The sequence below is a fragment of the Rhodopirellula sp. P2 genome, from assembly GCF_028768465.1.
GTDB lineage: Bacteria > Planctomycetota > Planctomycetia > Pirellulales > Pirellulaceae > Rhodopirellula.
Window position 1 is genome coordinate 216,547 of sequence record NZ_CP118225.1, and the last position, 15,476, is coordinate 232,022.

At 57.7% G+C, this 15,476-nt stretch carries 13 protein-coding genes; 9 read left to right on the top strand and 4 right to left on the bottom strand.

Features of this window, described 5'->3' with window-relative positions; genetic code table 11:
- Window positions 1-649 precede the first annotated feature (649 nt).
- From dsrP to PSR62_RS00790, 3 genes are all read right to left on the bottom strand, one after another.
- Window positions 650-1,888, bottom strand: a complete 1,239-nt coding sequence (gene dsrP, locus PSR62_RS00780; RefSeq protein WP_274405928.1) for a sulfate reduction electron transfer complex DsrMKJOP subunit DsrP — start codon at window positions 1,886-1,888, stop codon at window positions 650-652.
- Window positions 1,889-2,033: 145 nt separating this feature from the next.
- A complete protein-coding gene (locus tag PSR62_RS00785) occupies window positions 2,034-2,987 on the bottom strand; it encodes a 4Fe-4S dicluster domain-containing protein (protein ID WP_274405929.1) in 954 nt (317 codons plus the stop codon).
- Complete coding sequence (locus PSR62_RS00790) at window positions 2,974-3,693, bottom strand: cytochrome c3 family protein (protein ID WP_274405930.1); 720 nt, start codon at window positions 3,691-3,693, stop codon at window positions 2,974-2,976. Before PSR62_RS00790 ends, PSR62_RS00785 begins: the two co-directional genes overlap by 14 nt.
- A gap of 114 nt (window positions 3,694-3,807) precedes the next feature.
- Between PSR62_RS00790 and PSR62_RS00795 the strand changes: the two genes are divergently transcribed.
- The 7 genes from PSR62_RS00795 to PSR62_RS00825 all read left to right on the top strand — a co-directional run bounded on the left by PSR62_RS00795 (window position 3,808) and on the right by PSR62_RS00825 (window position 9,329).
- Window positions 3,808-4,071 (top strand): hypothetical protein, encoded by a 264-nt coding sequence (locus PSR62_RS00795; RefSeq protein WP_274405931.1) that lies wholly within the window; start codon window positions 3,808-3,810, stop codon window positions 4,069-4,071.
- A 2-nt stretch (window positions 4,072-4,073) separates the two neighbouring features.
- Entirely contained in the window at window positions 4,074-6,497 is a 2,424-nt protein-coding gene (locus PSR62_RS00800; protein WP_274405932.1) for a molybdopterin-dependent oxidoreductase, read from the top strand.
- Window positions 6,494-7,282 carry a diheme cytochrome c precursor gene (locus PSR62_RS00805; protein WP_274405933.1) on the top strand — a complete coding sequence of 263 codons (789 nt, stop codon included), beginning with the start codon at window positions 6,494-6,496 and terminating at the stop codon, window positions 7,280-7,282. The genes PSR62_RS00800 and PSR62_RS00805 overlap by 4 nt, the downstream gene beginning before the upstream one ends.
- Window positions 7,283-7,475: 193 nt before the next feature.
- Window positions 7,476-8,105 carry a 4Fe-4S dicluster domain-containing protein gene (locus tag PSR62_RS00810; RefSeq protein WP_274405934.1) on the top strand — a complete coding sequence of 210 codons (630 nt, stop codon included), beginning with the start codon at window positions 7,476-7,478 and terminating at the stop codon, window positions 8,103-8,105.
- Window positions 8,102-8,422 carry a hypothetical protein gene (locus PSR62_RS00815; protein WP_274405935.1) on the top strand — a complete coding sequence of 107 codons (321 nt, stop codon included), beginning with the start codon at window positions 8,102-8,104 and terminating at the stop codon, window positions 8,420-8,422. Before PSR62_RS00810 ends, PSR62_RS00815 begins: the two co-directional genes overlap by 4 nt.
- 97 nt (window positions 8,423-8,519) lie before the next feature.
- A complete protein-coding gene (locus PSR62_RS00820; protein WP_274405937.1) occupies window positions 8,520-8,837 on the top strand; it encodes a hypothetical protein in 318 nt (105 codons plus the stop codon).
- A gap of 102 nt (window positions 8,838-8,939) precedes the next feature.
- Window positions 8,940-9,329, top strand: coding sequence for a YbaN family protein (locus PSR62_RS00825; RefSeq protein ID WP_274405938.1), 390 nt, complete (start codon window positions 8,940-8,942; stop codon window positions 9,327-9,329).
- Window positions 9,330-9,438: 109 nt separating this feature from the next.
- Here the strand turns inward: PSR62_RS00825 and PSR62_RS00830 are convergent, their stop codons facing one another.
- Window positions 9,439-10,638 (bottom strand): sialidase family protein, encoded by a 1,200-nt coding sequence (locus tag PSR62_RS00830; RefSeq protein WP_274405939.1) that lies wholly within the window; start codon window positions 10,636-10,638, stop codon window positions 9,439-9,441.
- A 541-nt stretch (window positions 10,639-11,179) separates the two neighbouring features.
- Between PSR62_RS00830 and PSR62_RS00835 the strand changes: the two genes are divergently transcribed.
- Together PSR62_RS00835 and PSR62_RS00840 are read left to right on the top strand one after the other, a co-directional pair.
- Window positions 11,180-14,341, top strand: a complete 3,162-nt coding sequence (locus tag PSR62_RS00835) for a PVC-type heme-binding CxxCH protein (protein ID WP_443217338.1) — start codon at window positions 11,180-11,182, stop codon at window positions 14,339-14,341.
- A gap of 72 nt (window positions 14,342-14,413) precedes the next feature.
- Window positions 14,414-15,352, top strand: a complete 939-nt coding sequence (locus PSR62_RS00840) for a glycerophosphodiester phosphodiesterase (RefSeq protein WP_274405940.1) — start codon at window positions 14,414-14,416, stop codon at window positions 15,350-15,352.
- Window positions 15,353-15,476 lie beyond the last annotated feature (124 nt).

The window sequence follows — 15,476 nt, forward strand, 5'->3', positions numbered from 1 at the left end:
TCTGGCGGCATCCGGCAAGCAACAGGCTTCCAAACGCAGCCACGCCGACGACTGATGCACGGGTGAATCGTTTACGAGACATGGAGAGGCATCCTTGCAAAAATTGAGCTTTGATTGGTATTGGAACGAGAATTCCTGTCTGGTTCCTCTTCGGCTCGGCACGTCCGTTTGCAGTGTGAGCCGACACACAGGGACGGGAATCGTTTTACAAGAAGCGGAGCCTCTGGTCTGTGAAGTGACTCACAGTTGTTGCTGCCCCGTCTTGTCCCCAGGCTCCGCCTGGGAACACACTGCCTGGGAGGCTCCCGCCTCCTACTAAACAGGTACGCAGGTGTCATCGGGTATGTGAGCCGTTGGCGTTAGCCACGGTTTTCACGCGCAACCGGGGCGAACGCCCAAACGGCTCACATGGTTACGCCCGATCATTCCAGCCGACCTGCTTAGCAATCCCAAACGCAGGCAGAGCCTGCCGTCAGTGCGTTCCCAGGCGGGAGCCTGGGAACGAGTTGTGGGACTGGCAACGACCGTTGACCTTGGTCGCCAGCCCGACCGCAATCGTCGCGGAGGGCAGGAACGATATGTTCTTCAAGAGACGGGCTATGAGCAAGACTCTTCCGCCGAATCAGCAGATGCGTGTCGCCCAACAGCTTCAATGCTCGGCGGGGCGTTTCAGCGTCGGCAGGGCAGTTTTGACCGCGATGGTGAACACCATCAAGCCGAACGCCCAGATCCCGACAGTGACTTTCCATTCGAGTTGGCTGGGGACGTATTCAACGACCTCGTGCAGCGTGCTGGGGATGAAACCGGGGACGATCAGCCCCATGCCTTTTTCGATCCACGCGCCGACAAACGCCATGCAGCAAGCGGCCACTAGCAGCGGCCGCCAACGGAATCCGAGCAACCCCGGCCACAGGAAGAGTAGTGCCGCGGTGATGTTCAATCCGATCGCGGTCCAGGTCCATGGGACGAGTGCGGTTTTGCCGTGCAAGCCGAAGAACAAATACTTCGCTGCGCTCACGTGCGAGCCACCGGTGTAGAACTCAGTGAATAGCTCGGACGCGACCATCAGCAGGTTGATCAGGATGGTGACTCGGATGATCCTGGTCAGCGTGGCGATCGGATGATCGAGCCCGCCGATGCCGGTCAGTCTTTTAATCAGCACCATCGCAACGATGATGAAGGCGGGGCCGGAGACAAACGCGGAGGCTAAAAAGCGTGGGGTAAGCAGTGCGGTGTTCCAAAACGGTCGCCCACCAAGACCGCAGTACAGGAACGCGGTGACGGTGTGAATTGAAATCGCCCACACGATCGACAGCATCACGAACGGGATGTACCACGTCGGGTTGGGTTTGCGACCGAGGAACCGCATGTAAAGCAAGTAGCCGCAGATGTGCAGATTCAAGACGAGATAGCCGTTCAGCACGATCACGTCCCAGGTCAACATGGAGATCGGCCAGTTGAATTTCCCAATCCCTGGCAACATGTGCCAAAACCGATCCGGCCGGCCGAGGTCAGCGACAACGAACAGCAAGCACATCACGATCGCAGCAATGGCAAGCAACTCGCCGAGGATGACAACATCATGCATCTTGCGGTCATGATACAGGTACGCCGGGATGACCATCATCACACCGCCCGCCGCCAATCCGACCATGAACGTGAAGTTGGCGATGTACAGTCCCCACGAAACTTGATCGGTCATGTTGGTGCCGATCATGCCGCCGGCAACTTGATTGGCCCACGCGTTGGCGCCGACCAAAAACAGCATGGTCAACATCGTCATCCACGCATAAAACGCGAATGACCCTTCCGTTGCCAGCCACAACGAACGTCCGATGAATTTCGGATAGCTCGTGATATGCGATTCTTTGGCGGGGATGCTGCTCATAATGAATTGCTTCTCAAGAAAAATGACGCAGAGGCGGCCAGACGGAGCGTCGCAAAGAAAGGAGAAAGAAGGTCAAAAGCTCCGCGTTGAAACCTCCCTCCGCGTCTCCCCACCACACGCGACTTTGCGTCAACTTCTTTCCCAGTCAATCGAAGTAGTAAAAGAATGCCGGCTTGGTACCGAGTTCTTCTTTGAGGATGTAAACACGTTTGTTTTCCAGAATCCAGCGGATATTGGAATCCTTGTCGAGAATATTGCCGAACACGCGAGCGCCCGTCGGGCAGGCTTCCAGGCACGCGGGCAACTTGCCGCGGCGGGTTCGGTGCAAGCAATACGTGCATTTTTCAACGACGCCGACCGGACGAATCCGATTGCTCAAGTAGCTTTGGTCTGGGTTGACCTCTGCCGCCGGCACTTCGGGTTTCTTCCAATTGAAACGCCGCGCGTGATACGGGCAGGCCGCTTCGCAATAGCGGCAACCAATGCACCAGTTGTAATCGACCACAACGATGCCATCTTCTTCCTTCCACGTCGCCTTGACCGGGCAAACGTCGACACAGGGTGGTTCGTCGCACTGCTGGCACTGCACAGGCAAGTAGAACTTGTCGTCCTTGGGAACCACACCGGTGTACGTCGTCGAGCCTTGTTCCATGTCCATCGTGCCCTTGGGCATTTCGATGACGCGGATGTACGACTGGTTGGTGTCGCGGTCGTGATTGTTTTCTTTGTGGCAGGCTTCGACACATTTGCCGTTCCCATTGCACACGCTGAGGTTGATCGCGTAGACGAATTTTGTGCCAGGGATTGGGCGATCATCCCCGATCGTCACGTCCGCACCGTACTTCTCTTTGGTCTCCGCTTCCAGGCGAGCAATCACATCGGCTTTTTGCTCGGGCGACAGTTCGGTGTAGTGCGTCTGCATGAACTCCGCCGCCGAAGTGTTCTTGGCGGCTTGTCGCAGCGGCGAAATCGCGGCCACGAACGCTCCCGCACCCAGCGTTGCAAAACCGGCCTTCACGGCGGCGCGGCGGCTGAAGTTCTCAACGATGGGCAGGCAGGGCTTGGACGGGGACGTTGAGTCGGTTTCAGTGCTCGTCATGGGATTCCGCTCCTTCGTGGTCGTGACTGTGATCGAGAGGGGCGTTGAAGCGGTCTTTCGGTTTGAAGCCGACAATCATCTTGGGGTAGGCCGGTGCGTGCGGATCGTGGCAGTCGATGCAGTTGTTTTTCATCTGGGGTCCGCGAGTCAAATCCCAGTGCCCGTTCATACCACCGTGGGCACCATGAGCGAAGGACTCCGCTTGTTTGCTGTGGCACTGAGAGCACAGCGTCATCACCTCCTGATAAGCCACCGAAGTTCCGTCGGCCAACCGCAACGAATCCGAGTCATCGGGATTGTGGCAGGAGTAGCAAGTGATGCTGCCGTGACTGAATGTCATGCCTTGATGAAATTCGTCGAGCGTGGCGGCCGTTTTGTTGCCCAAGTTCGGCTGGCGAACGCTGTGACAAGTGGAGCAGGCAACGCTGCCGGTTCGTCCTTGCGGGTCAGTGCCAGCGAGTTCGATCCGCGGCGGACCAGATGGTTTGCGGATGACCGTAGGATAAGTTTCCGGCTTGCCAGCGGACTTCGCTGCAGACTCACTCGCAGACTGGAAGCGGATGTCATCTGACGGTGCAACCGGAGACACAGCATCAGGGGTGGTGTGCGAATCCTCTCGCAATGCCGTGGGACTGGTCGCGACGAAGATCATCGCACCGATCAAGCACACCACGCCGGCGAAGAGCAGATTGGCGATTCGCGACATGAATTTCCATCCCAAATGAGGTTTCACTGACGACGCCTATGGTATACCTTGGTGTACAGGTTCGCGAAACCTCACTTCCGATCCTTTCTGCCACGTTTTTAAAAAGCAATCTCAGTGCCAATCAGTGGTCTCGTCGTCACATTCGCGTCTTCCGTGGAAGAACATATCAGTACGATCGAATCCATCACAAACATTCCCGAAATTGATTTGGGGCAAGCCTGTGGCAGCAAGCTTGCGATTGTCGTGGACAGCGAAACAAAAACACGCGACCAAGAGATCTGGAATGCAGTCCGAGACTTGCCGGGAGTGATCGACTTGGCCGTCGCCATGGTCGCGTTCGACGAAGACACCGAAGAAGAACCATCCACAAGGAACTGAAGATGAATAACGACCGACGTGCCTTGCTCAAGACAGCCGCGATGGCTGCCGCCGGTTCCATGGTTGCGGGCGCGACGCTGCCAGTTCTTCAGGCTGACCAAGCCGTCGATGGATTGCCCACAGGCGAAGGCTTGGAGTGGAACAAGGCACCTTGTCGTTTCTGCGGCACCGGATGCCACGTTCAAGTTGGTGTCGAAAACGGGCGTGTCGTCGCGGTCGCTGGTGACAAGGCCGCCGATGTCAACAAGGGCCTGCTGTGCGTCAAAGGCTATCACGTTGGCGGCATCCTTTACGGCAAGGACCGACTGACTCGGCCGCTGCTTCGCAAAGACGGCAAGCTGACCGAAATCAGCTGGGACGAAGCGATTGAAACCATCGCCCAACGAATCTTTGACTCGCCGGATACGTTTGCGTTCTATGGGTCCGGTCAGTGGACGATTCCCGAAGGCTACGCCGCTCAGAAGTTCATGAAGGGCGGACTGAGCAACAACCACATCGACCCCAACGCACGGTTGTGCATGGCTTCGGCGGTGACCGGTTTCCTGGCAACGTACGGTGTCGATGAACCGGCAGGTTGCTACCAAGATCTCGACGAATGCGACGTGCTGATCACCTGGGGCAACAACCCCGCCGAAATGCACCCGGTGCTATTCTCGCGAGTCACCGATCGTCGTTCGCGTGGTGAACAGGTCCGCATCATCGACATCGGAACGCGTCGAACTCGCACCACCGATGCAGCGAACGACTACTTGGAAATGAAACCGCACGGCGACGTTGCGATTTCGTTGGGCATCATGCACCTGCTCATCGAGAACGACAACTACGACCAATCATTTGTTGAAAAACACTGCAACTTCCGAGGCGACGAAGCGGACACCCCGACGCTGCAAGGCGAGCCAATCAGCGAAGAGGAATTTCGCCAACGGATCGCCAAGTACACGCCAGAACATGTCGAAGAATTGTCGGGAGTTCCGGCGGACAAGATTCGCATGCTCGCCGACTTGTTTGGGCAACACGACATTCGGATCACGTCGCTGTGGTGCATGGGCATGAACCAGCACACGATGGGCACGGCCATCAATTCGTTGGTCCACGGCGTTCACTTGTTGTCGGGGCACTTCGGTCGCCCCGGCGATGCCCCCACCAGCCTCACCGGCCAGCCTTCGGCGTGCGGCACGGTCCGCGAAGTTGGCACGCTGGCTCACGCGTTGCCAGGTGGCCGGGTCGTCACCAAGCCTGAACATCGCGAGCAAAGCGAAGGCTTCTGGAACGTTCGCGAGGGAAGCATCAGCGAAGTGCCGGGCTATCACACGGTGAAGATGTTCGAGCAGTTCACCAAACCCACGGCGGCAGGCGGTGACATCACAACGATGTTCGTGCAGGTCACCAACCCGGGCCAAACACTGCCGAATTTGAACACACTCTTCAACGACAAACAGGGCCTCGAAGACAAATTCTTGATCGTCAGCGATGTGTACCCGACCGCGACCACGGCACTCGCGGATCTGATCTTGCCAGCCGCAATGTGGGTCGAGAAAAACGGCATGTTTGGCAACAGTGAGCGGCGAACACAACAGTGGTTCAAAATGGTCGATCCGCCGGGCGAAGCCCGTGATGATTGCTGGATGACAATCGCGATCGCGCACAAACTCTTCGAGATGGGCCATGAGGGGATGAAGGACAAGGACGGTGAGTTCATCTTCGCGGTCAAAGACGACGCCGGCCAAGAGATTCCCGTTTGGGAATTCGATCGCTACTACGACACCAACGTCGACAAGCATCTGTTCGAGGAATACCGCCAGTTCACGACGATGAAACACAAGAACCTCGCCCCGTACGAGGAATACGTGAAAGCTCGCGGGTTGCGTTGGCCAGTGGTCGAGCAAGAAGACGGTTCATGGCGAGAAACGAAGTTTCGTTTCTCGGGGTTCGACGACCCGTTTGTAAAAGCAGGCGAGGAATTCGAGTTTTATCATTCCTCATCCAGCGATGGTCGCGCGCAGATTTGGTTCCACGAATATCAGCCGCCGCCGGAAATGCCTGACGAAGAATATCCGATGTGGCTTTGCACCGGCCGAGTGCTGGAACATTGGCACACGGGCACGATGACACGGCGGGTCTCGCAACTCAGCCGCGCGATGCCAACCGCGTATGTGGAAATGCACTTGGAAGACGCCCAAGCAGCCAACATTCGCCAGGGCGAAATTGTCACCATTGAATCTCGTCGTGGCGTTTGCGATTTGCCGGTGTGGATCGATGGCCGTGGCCGACCACCACGTGGCACGATCTTTGTTCCGTTCTTTGACGAAACCAAACTGATCAACAACTGCACACTGGAAGCTTACGATCCGTTTTCGAAACAACCGGACTACAAGAAGTGTGCGGCTCGTGTTGTCAAGAAAACGACCGCGAAGGTGCCTTCATGAACCGGCTGACAACGATCTTTCTCTCCGTGGTGATGGCCGTCGCGGTGATGGGATACTTCGTTGGCCTGGGTGATGGCGTGCCAAAACCCGATGGCATGCACGAATCACCATTGACGGATCGCGAGATTTCAAGGACGACGACGGAGACAAAGTTGATTCCTGCGGTCAGTTACGCGGAGATCGCCAGCACACCAATGGGACCGACCAAACCCTGGCAGTCGATGCCGCAGGCATTGCCAGCGCCGGAGTACGATCTCTACACCCAGATCGAACCGAGTGAATCGGAGAAGGAAGCGTCCAGCAAACTGCGGGCATCACGCCGTGCGTTCAACGGTGCTCCACCGATCATTCCGCACCCCGTCGAAAACACCACCGATGCGGCCTGCTATGCATGTCATTCCAGTGGCGTGCAAATGGCGAATTTGAAAGCCAGCGTGATGTCGCACGAATTCCTCGGCAACTGTGTCCAGTGTCACGCATCGATGGCACCGGCACCGTTCCAAGAACTCGATGCCAGTGTCTCGACGAGCTTTGTCGGGTTGCCAGCACCGAAAGCGGGCAAGCGTGCCTACCAAGGCGCGCCTCCGACAATCCCGCATTCGCAGTGGATGCGAGAAAACTGCAACGCTTGCCATGGCGGCCCGCATGGATGGGCTGGCATGGAATCAACGCACCCGTGGCGAACGAACTGCACGCAGTGCCACGCCCCCTCAGCTTCGCTTGATCAAATGCCAGAAGCCAATGCCGTCCCGATGCTGCCGCCGCTTGATGTGGTCGCAAAGTGAATCAGGGAAAGAAATGACGCCAAGTCGCGAGAGTCGGAAAAACGTTGACAAGCCAATGCAGAGGAAAAAACCCGCTCTGCGGCGGTTCCTCACTGCAGCTCTCCGCCTCCCTCTTGTTGCGTTTTCATTTCTCTTCCGACCGACTGCCGTATCCCCAAGCCGCCGTGCGTTGCTGCAAGGTCGGCTCTGGAAATTGAGACCACCATCGCGTTTTCCGGCGCTCGTCACACGATTGCCCAAACCAGAGGTGGAAGAACGACCGCTTGCAGAGCCACGCAGCATTGGCGGCATCAATATCGATCCCGTTCCGCCAACCAATCTGACTGGCAAGCCTATCGCTCGCACGCTCCCTGTTCATCGGCCCCCCGGTGCGATCGACGAGTTTCAGTTTCTGGCGGGCTGCACCCGGTGCGGCGACTGCATCACCGCGTGCCCGCACAACGCGATTGTCCAAGCCCCCGATCGTCTGGGCACGGTCGCCGGCACACCGATCATCGACGCCGACACCTCCGCCTGCTTGATGTGCGAAGACTTTCCTTGCATCGCATCGTGTGAACCGGGCGTGTTGGTCGACACGATCCCGCCGATCATGGGCACCGCCCGGATCACCGAACACCTGTGCCTGGCCCACCACAGCACGACTTGCACCGTTTGCAGTGAACGATGTCCTGTCGACGACGCAATCGCCGTCACCGATGGCAAGCCCGTGATCAAGGAAGACACCTGCACCGGGTGTGGCGTTTGCCGCTACGTTTGCCCGGCACCTGAAAACGCCATCTTACTGATGCCCGCCTTCTCGCGTCCCGGATTCCCCAACACATGACGTCGAAAAAACTCACTCTGGCAGACCTCGAAAACAATGAACCGCTGCCGGAAATCCTGGAAGCAGAATGGGCCAAGGATCAAGTCCTGCAGTTGTTCGCGGACCTCTCCGAAGGCGCCGACGTGCAGCACGTTCAAATGAAATCCACCGCGACCGATGCGACAGTCTCGCTGGCCGAGGCCGCGTCCGCATTCGCTGCCGATGAAGCCCAGGCCATTCAGGTTCGTTACGTCTTTGAGAACGAAATGTGGTGCGACACGATCATGCCCGGCGACCCCACGACCAAGATCATCCGGAACCGGTTGCCAACCGGCTAAGCACGTTGGCAGGAATGATCGGGCAAAACCATGTGAGCCGTTTGGGCGTTCGCCCCGGTTGTACGTGAGAACAGTGGCGTTTGCCATCACAGTCCAAATGCCGAAAGACTCCCGCCGACCTGCTTCGCGTTGGACGACTCACGTGGAAGCCACCACAAAAGTTGAAAACTACTTTCGCAACAGCCGTGCCGCTCCAACGTGTTGCGTTGACGCGCGCGGCGTGCACTCGTTCTTCGCCAGCGGTGACGTGACCGCGATGACGCATGAAGGCGAAATGCTCTGGAGCATGCCGATCATCAAGACCTACGGCGAAGTCGACAATGAACAGGAGCAACCACGACATGAAGTCCGACTGGAATCCCGAATCCGAGCAAATCATCCGCGATCAAGTGGCTGCGTGCGACGAGATGCGTGAACGTTGCCGTCAGGTGAATCAACACTTGCCTTTTCTAGTTCTCCGTACCAGTCAGCAACGGTGCATGTCGTCAGAAAGTTCTCGATGGTTGAGACCGCCTCGATGATAGAACCAGCCCGTGGCATCAAACGCTGGTTGTACTGGTTCATGGCCGGCCTGTTCTTGACGCTCGCCATGGTCGGTGTCGTGTTACCGGGCATCCCGACCACGCCATTCCTCCTGTTGATGTGCTACTTTCTCATCCGTGTGTCGCCAACCTGGCACGCCAAAGCAATGGCGTGGCCAATCGTCGGCGGCCCACTGCGTGATTGGCACAACCAAGGCGGTGTTCGACCTGGAGTGAAAGTGGTTGCCATCACCATGGTCACGGTGCTGGTCGGATCAACGTTGATCCTTAGCAGTCTCCATGTCGCCGCCAAACTGGTCACTCTATCCGCCGCGGCCTACGGCATCTTTGTGGTGCTTCGACTACCGACCGTGCCCTCAAACTGATGCCCGTCCGGGTCATTTGTCTGGCCAGCCACGCCGATCGGCCGACTCGCTGGCCAACCAGACTCAGGTTCCCAGGTGTCACCTGACCCGCGTCCTTCAGCCAGGGACGCTATTGAGATTCATTGGGAGTGACAGGAATCACGTCGGCGACCTCACTTGACTGGTACAGCCAACGGATCGGAAAACGGGTGATTTGCAGTGAATTCAAACCGGGGTATTCGCAATGGCCGAGCAGCACATGATCGTCGATGAACTCGATCGCCGTGTAGCAATACCACCCCTGTGGATCGGTACCGATATTTCGGATGTGCTGCCATGTGACGCCTTCGTCTTCGGAGATCGCCGCTGTCAAGGGGCGCCGACCGACTGGCTTGACGATTGCCAACGGGTCATCGCCGTTGTTCCAGACCAAGAGCAAGTCACCGGTTGACGGAATTCGCTCAATGGAAGCCGGAGAGGCACTCGGCTGAGCGATATTCGATCGCTGGAGCGGCGACCACGTCTCGCCACCGTCTTTGGAATGTGAGACCAGCTGACAATCACTGCTGCGAACAAACATCATCAGCTCACCGTTCTTGAGCTCCACCACGCCAGGTTCCTGAGCCAGCAGTTCGGATTCCAACGTGCTGGTGCTCGCACGCCATGTCTTCCCCAGGTCGTCCGACAAATAGCAAACGATCTGCGCCGAGTTCCGCCACCCTGGCCAGCCCGGTAAATAGTGAACAGCCAGCGGCACCACCAGCCGCCCCGACTTCAACTGAATCACGCGATCATTGTTGAGCACGCGGTAACCCGGTTGGTCTTTGGGCACGACAAAGGTCGGCTCCGACCACGTCGCTCCTTCGTCAGTGCTGGTGCGCATCAAGACATAGTCCAGTTGGGAATACTTTGTCCCCGGCGGACCCACATACTTCTGGACATAAAACAGGGCGATCCGGTTGTCTTGCAGACGCAGGAGAGAAACCGACATCAAGTTCGTTTCACCAGGCCTTCGTTCCAGAACCGGCACATCCTCTTCGCTCCAAGTCTTGCCACCGTCGGCGGAATACCGAGCCATGAGCTCGGCGGGTGCGTGGTCACTCGTGCCGATGAACTTGGTGTAAATCAACTGAAGCCGTCCGTCCTTGAGTTGGACGAAATCACCTTCGCTGTTCCGGTCATTGTCAGGTCGGGGCGAAATCCGCAGTGGCTTCTCGACCCCGGGGGCCACCCCTTGAGGTTCTTGAGAGTTCACAACAGTGGACGATGCCGCGACGCAAGCCGCCACAATCAAAACGGGGGCCAGAGAACGGCAGTTTCGGATTCGCATGGTGCTGATCGCCTTCTCGAAGACGGATGGGACAGTGAAACAATTTTCAAACACGTGGGCAAGTCTCATGGGGCTGAATCAGCCACCGAGCATCAGCTCTCAGTTCACGAGAACCGGACACGAACACGTTTCGGTGAATCGACTTTTGCCGAACGACTTCTGCTGACACGTTGAACACAGAAAGCTTTCGCGACGACTTCCACTTTGGAAAGGAGGCATTCTATTCGATTCGAAGGAACGAAAAAGCAGCAGGCATCCAGTGGCCCATCCGAGATGGTGGTGAGCCTTCCGCCAAGCCACGCGGACATTGAGAGATGTCCGGAGAAACACTTTCTGAAAGTGATGGCCACGATCAATCACGGCGAAGTCCGGACTGGATTACAATTGGCACCCCCGACTTGGACGCAGACGGAGGCATCGCCCTTGTGGTCGCCGGCATGGACGTCACTCAAATTCTGTTTCACCAACGGAAGCCTCCCTCGTCTCGCGCGTCCTGATTCCCTCCCCGCCTCCCCTCGATTTCCTTGCTCGGACGCTGTTCATGTTGCGATACCTTTGGCGATCTGCCGGCCTGCTTTGTTTCGTTGTCAACTGTGGCAGTGCGTCCGCCCAAATCTCACCCCTCGATTCTCTCAAATCGTTGCACCCGGCCAAAGGGATGGAAGTCTCTCTTTGGGCCAGCGAGCCGATGGTGAGGAACCCAACGGCAATGGAAATCGATTCCCGCGGACGTGTTTGGATTGCGGAAGGACTCAACTATCGAATGAAACAGAAAGAGTTTGACTCGATGGGGCGAGTCCCAGACGCAGATCAGATCAAGATCCTCAGCGACACCAATGGCGACGGCAAAGCCGACCAAGTCACCGTGTTCGCTGACAACATCTTTCCGGTGCCATTGGGCCTGGCCGTGGAAGAGATCTGGGAAGAGGGCGTTCAAACGGGAACGCGAGTCTACACCGGCAATTCACCGGACCTATTGGTTCTGGAAGACACGGATGGTGACGACATAGCGGACCGCCGATACCCACTGCTGACCGGTTTTCGAGGTGTCGATAGCGACCATGGACTGCATGGGATGACTTTCGGTCCCGATGGGAAACTCTATTTCACCGTTGGCGATGCCCGCTACGGGGCAGACAAACTGAAACGAGGCGAACCGACGCTGGATGTCATGGATCAATCCGGCCAACGCGTGACGTCCTCGAACGTTGGCACGACGCTACGCGTCAACCGCGACGGAACCCAACTGAAGATTCTGTCGTCGGGTCATCGCAACAACTACGAGGCAGCGGTGGATTCCTTCGGAAACGTGTTTGGCAGCGACAATGACGATGACGGCAATCGTGGTTGCCGGATGTACTGGGTGATGGAAGGCGGCGAGTACGGTTACCAGCATCCCGATTCGCCTCGGCACTGGGCGGAAGAATTGCCCGGCATCATTCCGAAGCTGGTTGGAACCGGGAACGGGTCACCCAGTGGGCTGGTTGTCTACGAGGGAAGCCTGTTGCCCGAACAGTATCATGGCGCGGTGCTGCAGATCGATGCTGGGACTCATCAAGTCAATTCGCACCCACTCGTCCGTCACGGGGCCGGGTTCCGATCGGACTACGATGTGCTGCTGAAAGGCGATGACGACTGGTTCCGCCCCGTCGATGTCTCCGTCGCCACCGATGGATCGCTGTTCGTCTGCGATTGGTACGATGCCGGAGTCGGTGGCAACCGGTTTTCCGATCAAACGACCGGGCGGATCTATCGCGTCAGCGCCGCATCCGGCAAATCAAACACGTTGACATTCAGTGGCGACAACGCGGCCGAAGCGTTGCAGTCACCCAACGCAGTGGCACGCCTGGCCGCACGTGACCAATTGGTGAGACGAGGTGCGGGAGCCCGCGATGAATTGCTGGCGTTGCTCCAGGACACAAACTCAGTCGTCCGCGCGCGAGCACTTCACGTCCTACATGGTCTGCCAACAACGGGCCAAGCAGACGTGACGGAAGCTCTCCACGATCCCAACCCACGAATCCGCGAAACGGCCCTCAGCCTGCTCAGTGAATCGGACCGGAACAATCAATCCAACCAGAACCTCGATCGAATCCTGGCCCTTGTTGACGATCCGGACGCCGGCGTCCGGCGTGCGTTGTTGCTCGCGATTTCGAACCAGCCAACCAAAGACATCGGCGCCGCGTTGCAAACATTGGCCGCTGCGTGGGACGGTCGCGACCGGTTTTATCTGGAGGCTCTGCGAGTGGCCTTGATCCATCGCGAGCCAGAATTCATCACGCGTCTGTTCAGCACCTTGGCTGAAACAGCGATTCAAGCGGGGTGGGATGAGCAATCGATCGCCGTCCCTCCGTATTACCCTGTTGGTTCCAACGATGCCTTCCTTCGGCTTCAAGATCAATTGCCGCCCTCGAATTCGGCGTCAAGCGTGATTGGCTTGGCCTGGGTGCTTCAGCGCAGCGAAGCGTTGCCAGCGTTGGAGCAACTGCTCTCACACAACCGCTCACCTTCGGTCGAACAAGCCGCCTCGCTTGCTTTGGCGGGAATCGCAGACCCGAATGCTGGTCGAGTGCTTATCCAACGATTTTTCGCAGATGGAGTCACAGCCGATAGCAAACTCGAAATCATCAGGCAACTCGGTCGCGGACTTCCTACCAATTGGCGGGAACTTGCCAACGACGATTCGCTCCAGCAGCTGTTCATGAATGCCTTGGACTCGCCCGAATCCCAGATCACTGCGATCGAGTCGATCGCAAACGCATCGTTGGTCGGATTTGAAGCCCCATTGATGAAACTTGCCGGCGACGACTCACAACAGGATGTCGTCCGCGTGGCAGCACTGACGTCCCTCGGAAAGATGAAGCACCAGCCTGTTCGTGCGTTAGCAGCCAAGTTGATCGATGATGCCCAAGGCAGCCCGAGCGGTGGACGACTTGCTTTGGCCGCCCTCCAAACGATCCACTTCCTGGCAGACGACACGGCACAATCAGCCCTGCTGCATGTCCTTCTCGATGACAACCTGCCACTGGATGCAAGACGCAAATCGTTGCAGCTGATCGCAACGACCTACCAAGGAGCCAACACGGTCTTGTCGCTGCAAAAGCAGACGAAGATTGCCGCCGACTTGAAGAGCGAACTGTCGTTCCTGCTGCACAATCATTCCGATCGCCGAATTCGTCTCGCAGCTGAGCAGCAACTGCCAGTGATGGCAGGCAGCGACAGCGCGAAGATCCACAACGTGCAAGCGGTGTTGGCGTTGCAAGGCGACGTGGAACGAGGACGCGAGCTGTTTGCCAACCACAAAGACGCCGCCTGCGCGCGTTGCCACCGGGTCACCGGGGAAGGCGCGTTGGTCGGTCCCGATCTGGCGTCTGTGGGGATGAAGTACGGCGACCGAGAACTGCTGTACCACATCCAATACCCAAGCGGAGCGATCAACTACAACTTTGTCGCGACCACCTTTCTGCTGGAAGACGGACGCATCCAAAACGGATTGGTTCTCAATCGCCGAGACGGGAAAATCACGCTCGGCATCGCCACTGGCCAACAGATCACGATCGAAGAAGCAGACGTCGAGGAGGAGCGTCCCCAATCCGTCTCGCTGATGCCCGAAGGCCTCGTCGCCAACTTCACCGAGCAACAACTCGCCGACTTGATCGAATACCTGCTAACACTTCGTCAAGGCGATGCAGTCCAACAATGAAGTGGCACAGGCTTCCAGCCTGTCAAGGAACCACTCCAACCAACCGCCCCCTGCACAACCAAAAACAAAACGATGAGCAACCCCACGCCTTCCGATCGGCTCGCCTTCACTGGAATGGGTTCACGACGCCAAAACGATAGACCACAACGAGGTGCTGTCAGTTGCCTGGTGCTCTCCACCGTGCTTGCAATCGCCACGTGCGGCAGGGCCGAGGCCCAAACGCATGCAGAGGATTTGGCGGCAGCGGCCAGATCCGTCCAGCGAATTTCAGCGCATCGTGGCTCGAGCCATGATCGTCCCGAAAACACCATCGCAGCGATCCAAAGAGCGATGGAAGCCGGAGCAACGGCGGTCGAACTTGACGTCCGCACCTCGCGGGATGGCAAATTAGTGATCATGCACGATGCGAAGGTGGACCGGACAACCAACGGCAGCGGGCGCGTCAACGATCTGACCTGGGACGAACTGACGGCATTGGACGCCGGAACTTGGTTCGGAACGGAGTACCATGCCGAACGGGTGCCGTCACTGCAGCAAGCGCTGCAGGTCTGCCGTGGACGGATCGATGTCCAATTGGACCTGAAGGAAGAAGGCCCGACGTATGCGGATCGAATTGTCGCAGCCGTGAAAGTCCATGGCGAACCCGCGCGGACGATCGCGGCCGTGCGAACCGTGGAACAATCGCAGCAACTCAAAGAACGCTTGCCGGAACTCAAGACGCTGATCTTCCTGCGTCAGAAAAAGCAGCTGGATGCGTTCCTCGCGGCGAACATGGATTACTTGCGACCTCAAATCGCCTGGCTCGAAGATGACCGGGCGCTCCTGACAAAGATTCGCGAGGCGGGAGCCAAGATTCATTTCGACGCGACCACAGGAACACCCGAGAAAGTTTTGCCGCTGCTAAAATATCGGCCTGAATCCCTGCTGTGCGATGATCCCGAGAAACTGGTCCAAACGCTTGCCGAACTGCAGACGAAAAACCAATCGAGGACGCAAAGGGCTCAGGACTGAATGGCACTCAATCCATCTCCATTTCCTGCCTCGTCTGGGCCAGATTTGTGTTCGCCGCCTGGCTTCTGCATTCGCTTGTCGCCCTTCGCTTGGCATGGGAACACTTGCGGTTCGCAGCGGCCCG

Coding starts and splice junctions, on each gene's coding strand:
- PSR62_RS00785 (WP_274405929.1), bottom strand. CDS start 2,987: ATGACGAGCACTGAAACCGACTCAACGTCCCCGTCCAAGCCCTGCCTG.
- PSR62_RS00790 (WP_274405930.1), bottom strand. CDS start 3,693: ATGTCGCGAATCGCCAATCTGCTCTTCGCCGGCGTGGTGTGCTTGATC.
- PSR62_RS00825 (WP_274405938.1), top strand. CDS start 8,940: ATGATAGAACCAGCCCGTGGCATCAAACGCTGGTTGTACTGGTTCATG.
- PSR62_RS00830 (WP_274405939.1), bottom strand. CDS start 10,638: ATGCGAATCCGAAACTGCCGTTCTCTGGCCCCCGTTTTGATTGTGGCG.
- dsrP (WP_274405928.1), bottom strand. CDS start 1,888: ATGAGCAGCATCCCCGCCAAAGAATCGCATATCACGAGCTATCCGAAA.
- PSR62_RS00815 (WP_274405935.1), top strand. CDS start 8,102: ATGACGTCGAAAAAACTCACTCTGGCAGACCTCGAAAACAATGAACCG.
- PSR62_RS00800 (WP_274405932.1), top strand. CDS start 4,074: ATGAATAACGACCGACGTGCCTTGCTCAAGACAGCCGCGATGGCTGCC.
- PSR62_RS00805 (WP_274405933.1), top strand. CDS start 6,494: ATGAACCGGCTGACAACGATCTTTCTCTCCGTGGTGATGGCCGTCGCG.
- PSR62_RS00820 (WP_274405937.1), top strand. CDS start 8,520: ATGCCGAAAGACTCCCGCCGACCTGCTTCGCGTTGGACGACTCACGTG.
- PSR62_RS00840 (WP_274405940.1), top strand. CDS start 14,414: ATGAGCAACCCCACGCCTTCCGATCGGCTCGCCTTCACTGGAATGGGT.
- PSR62_RS00835 (WP_443217338.1), top strand. CDS start 11,180: ATGTTGCGATACCTTTGGCGATCTGCCGGCCTGCTTTGTTTCGTTGTC.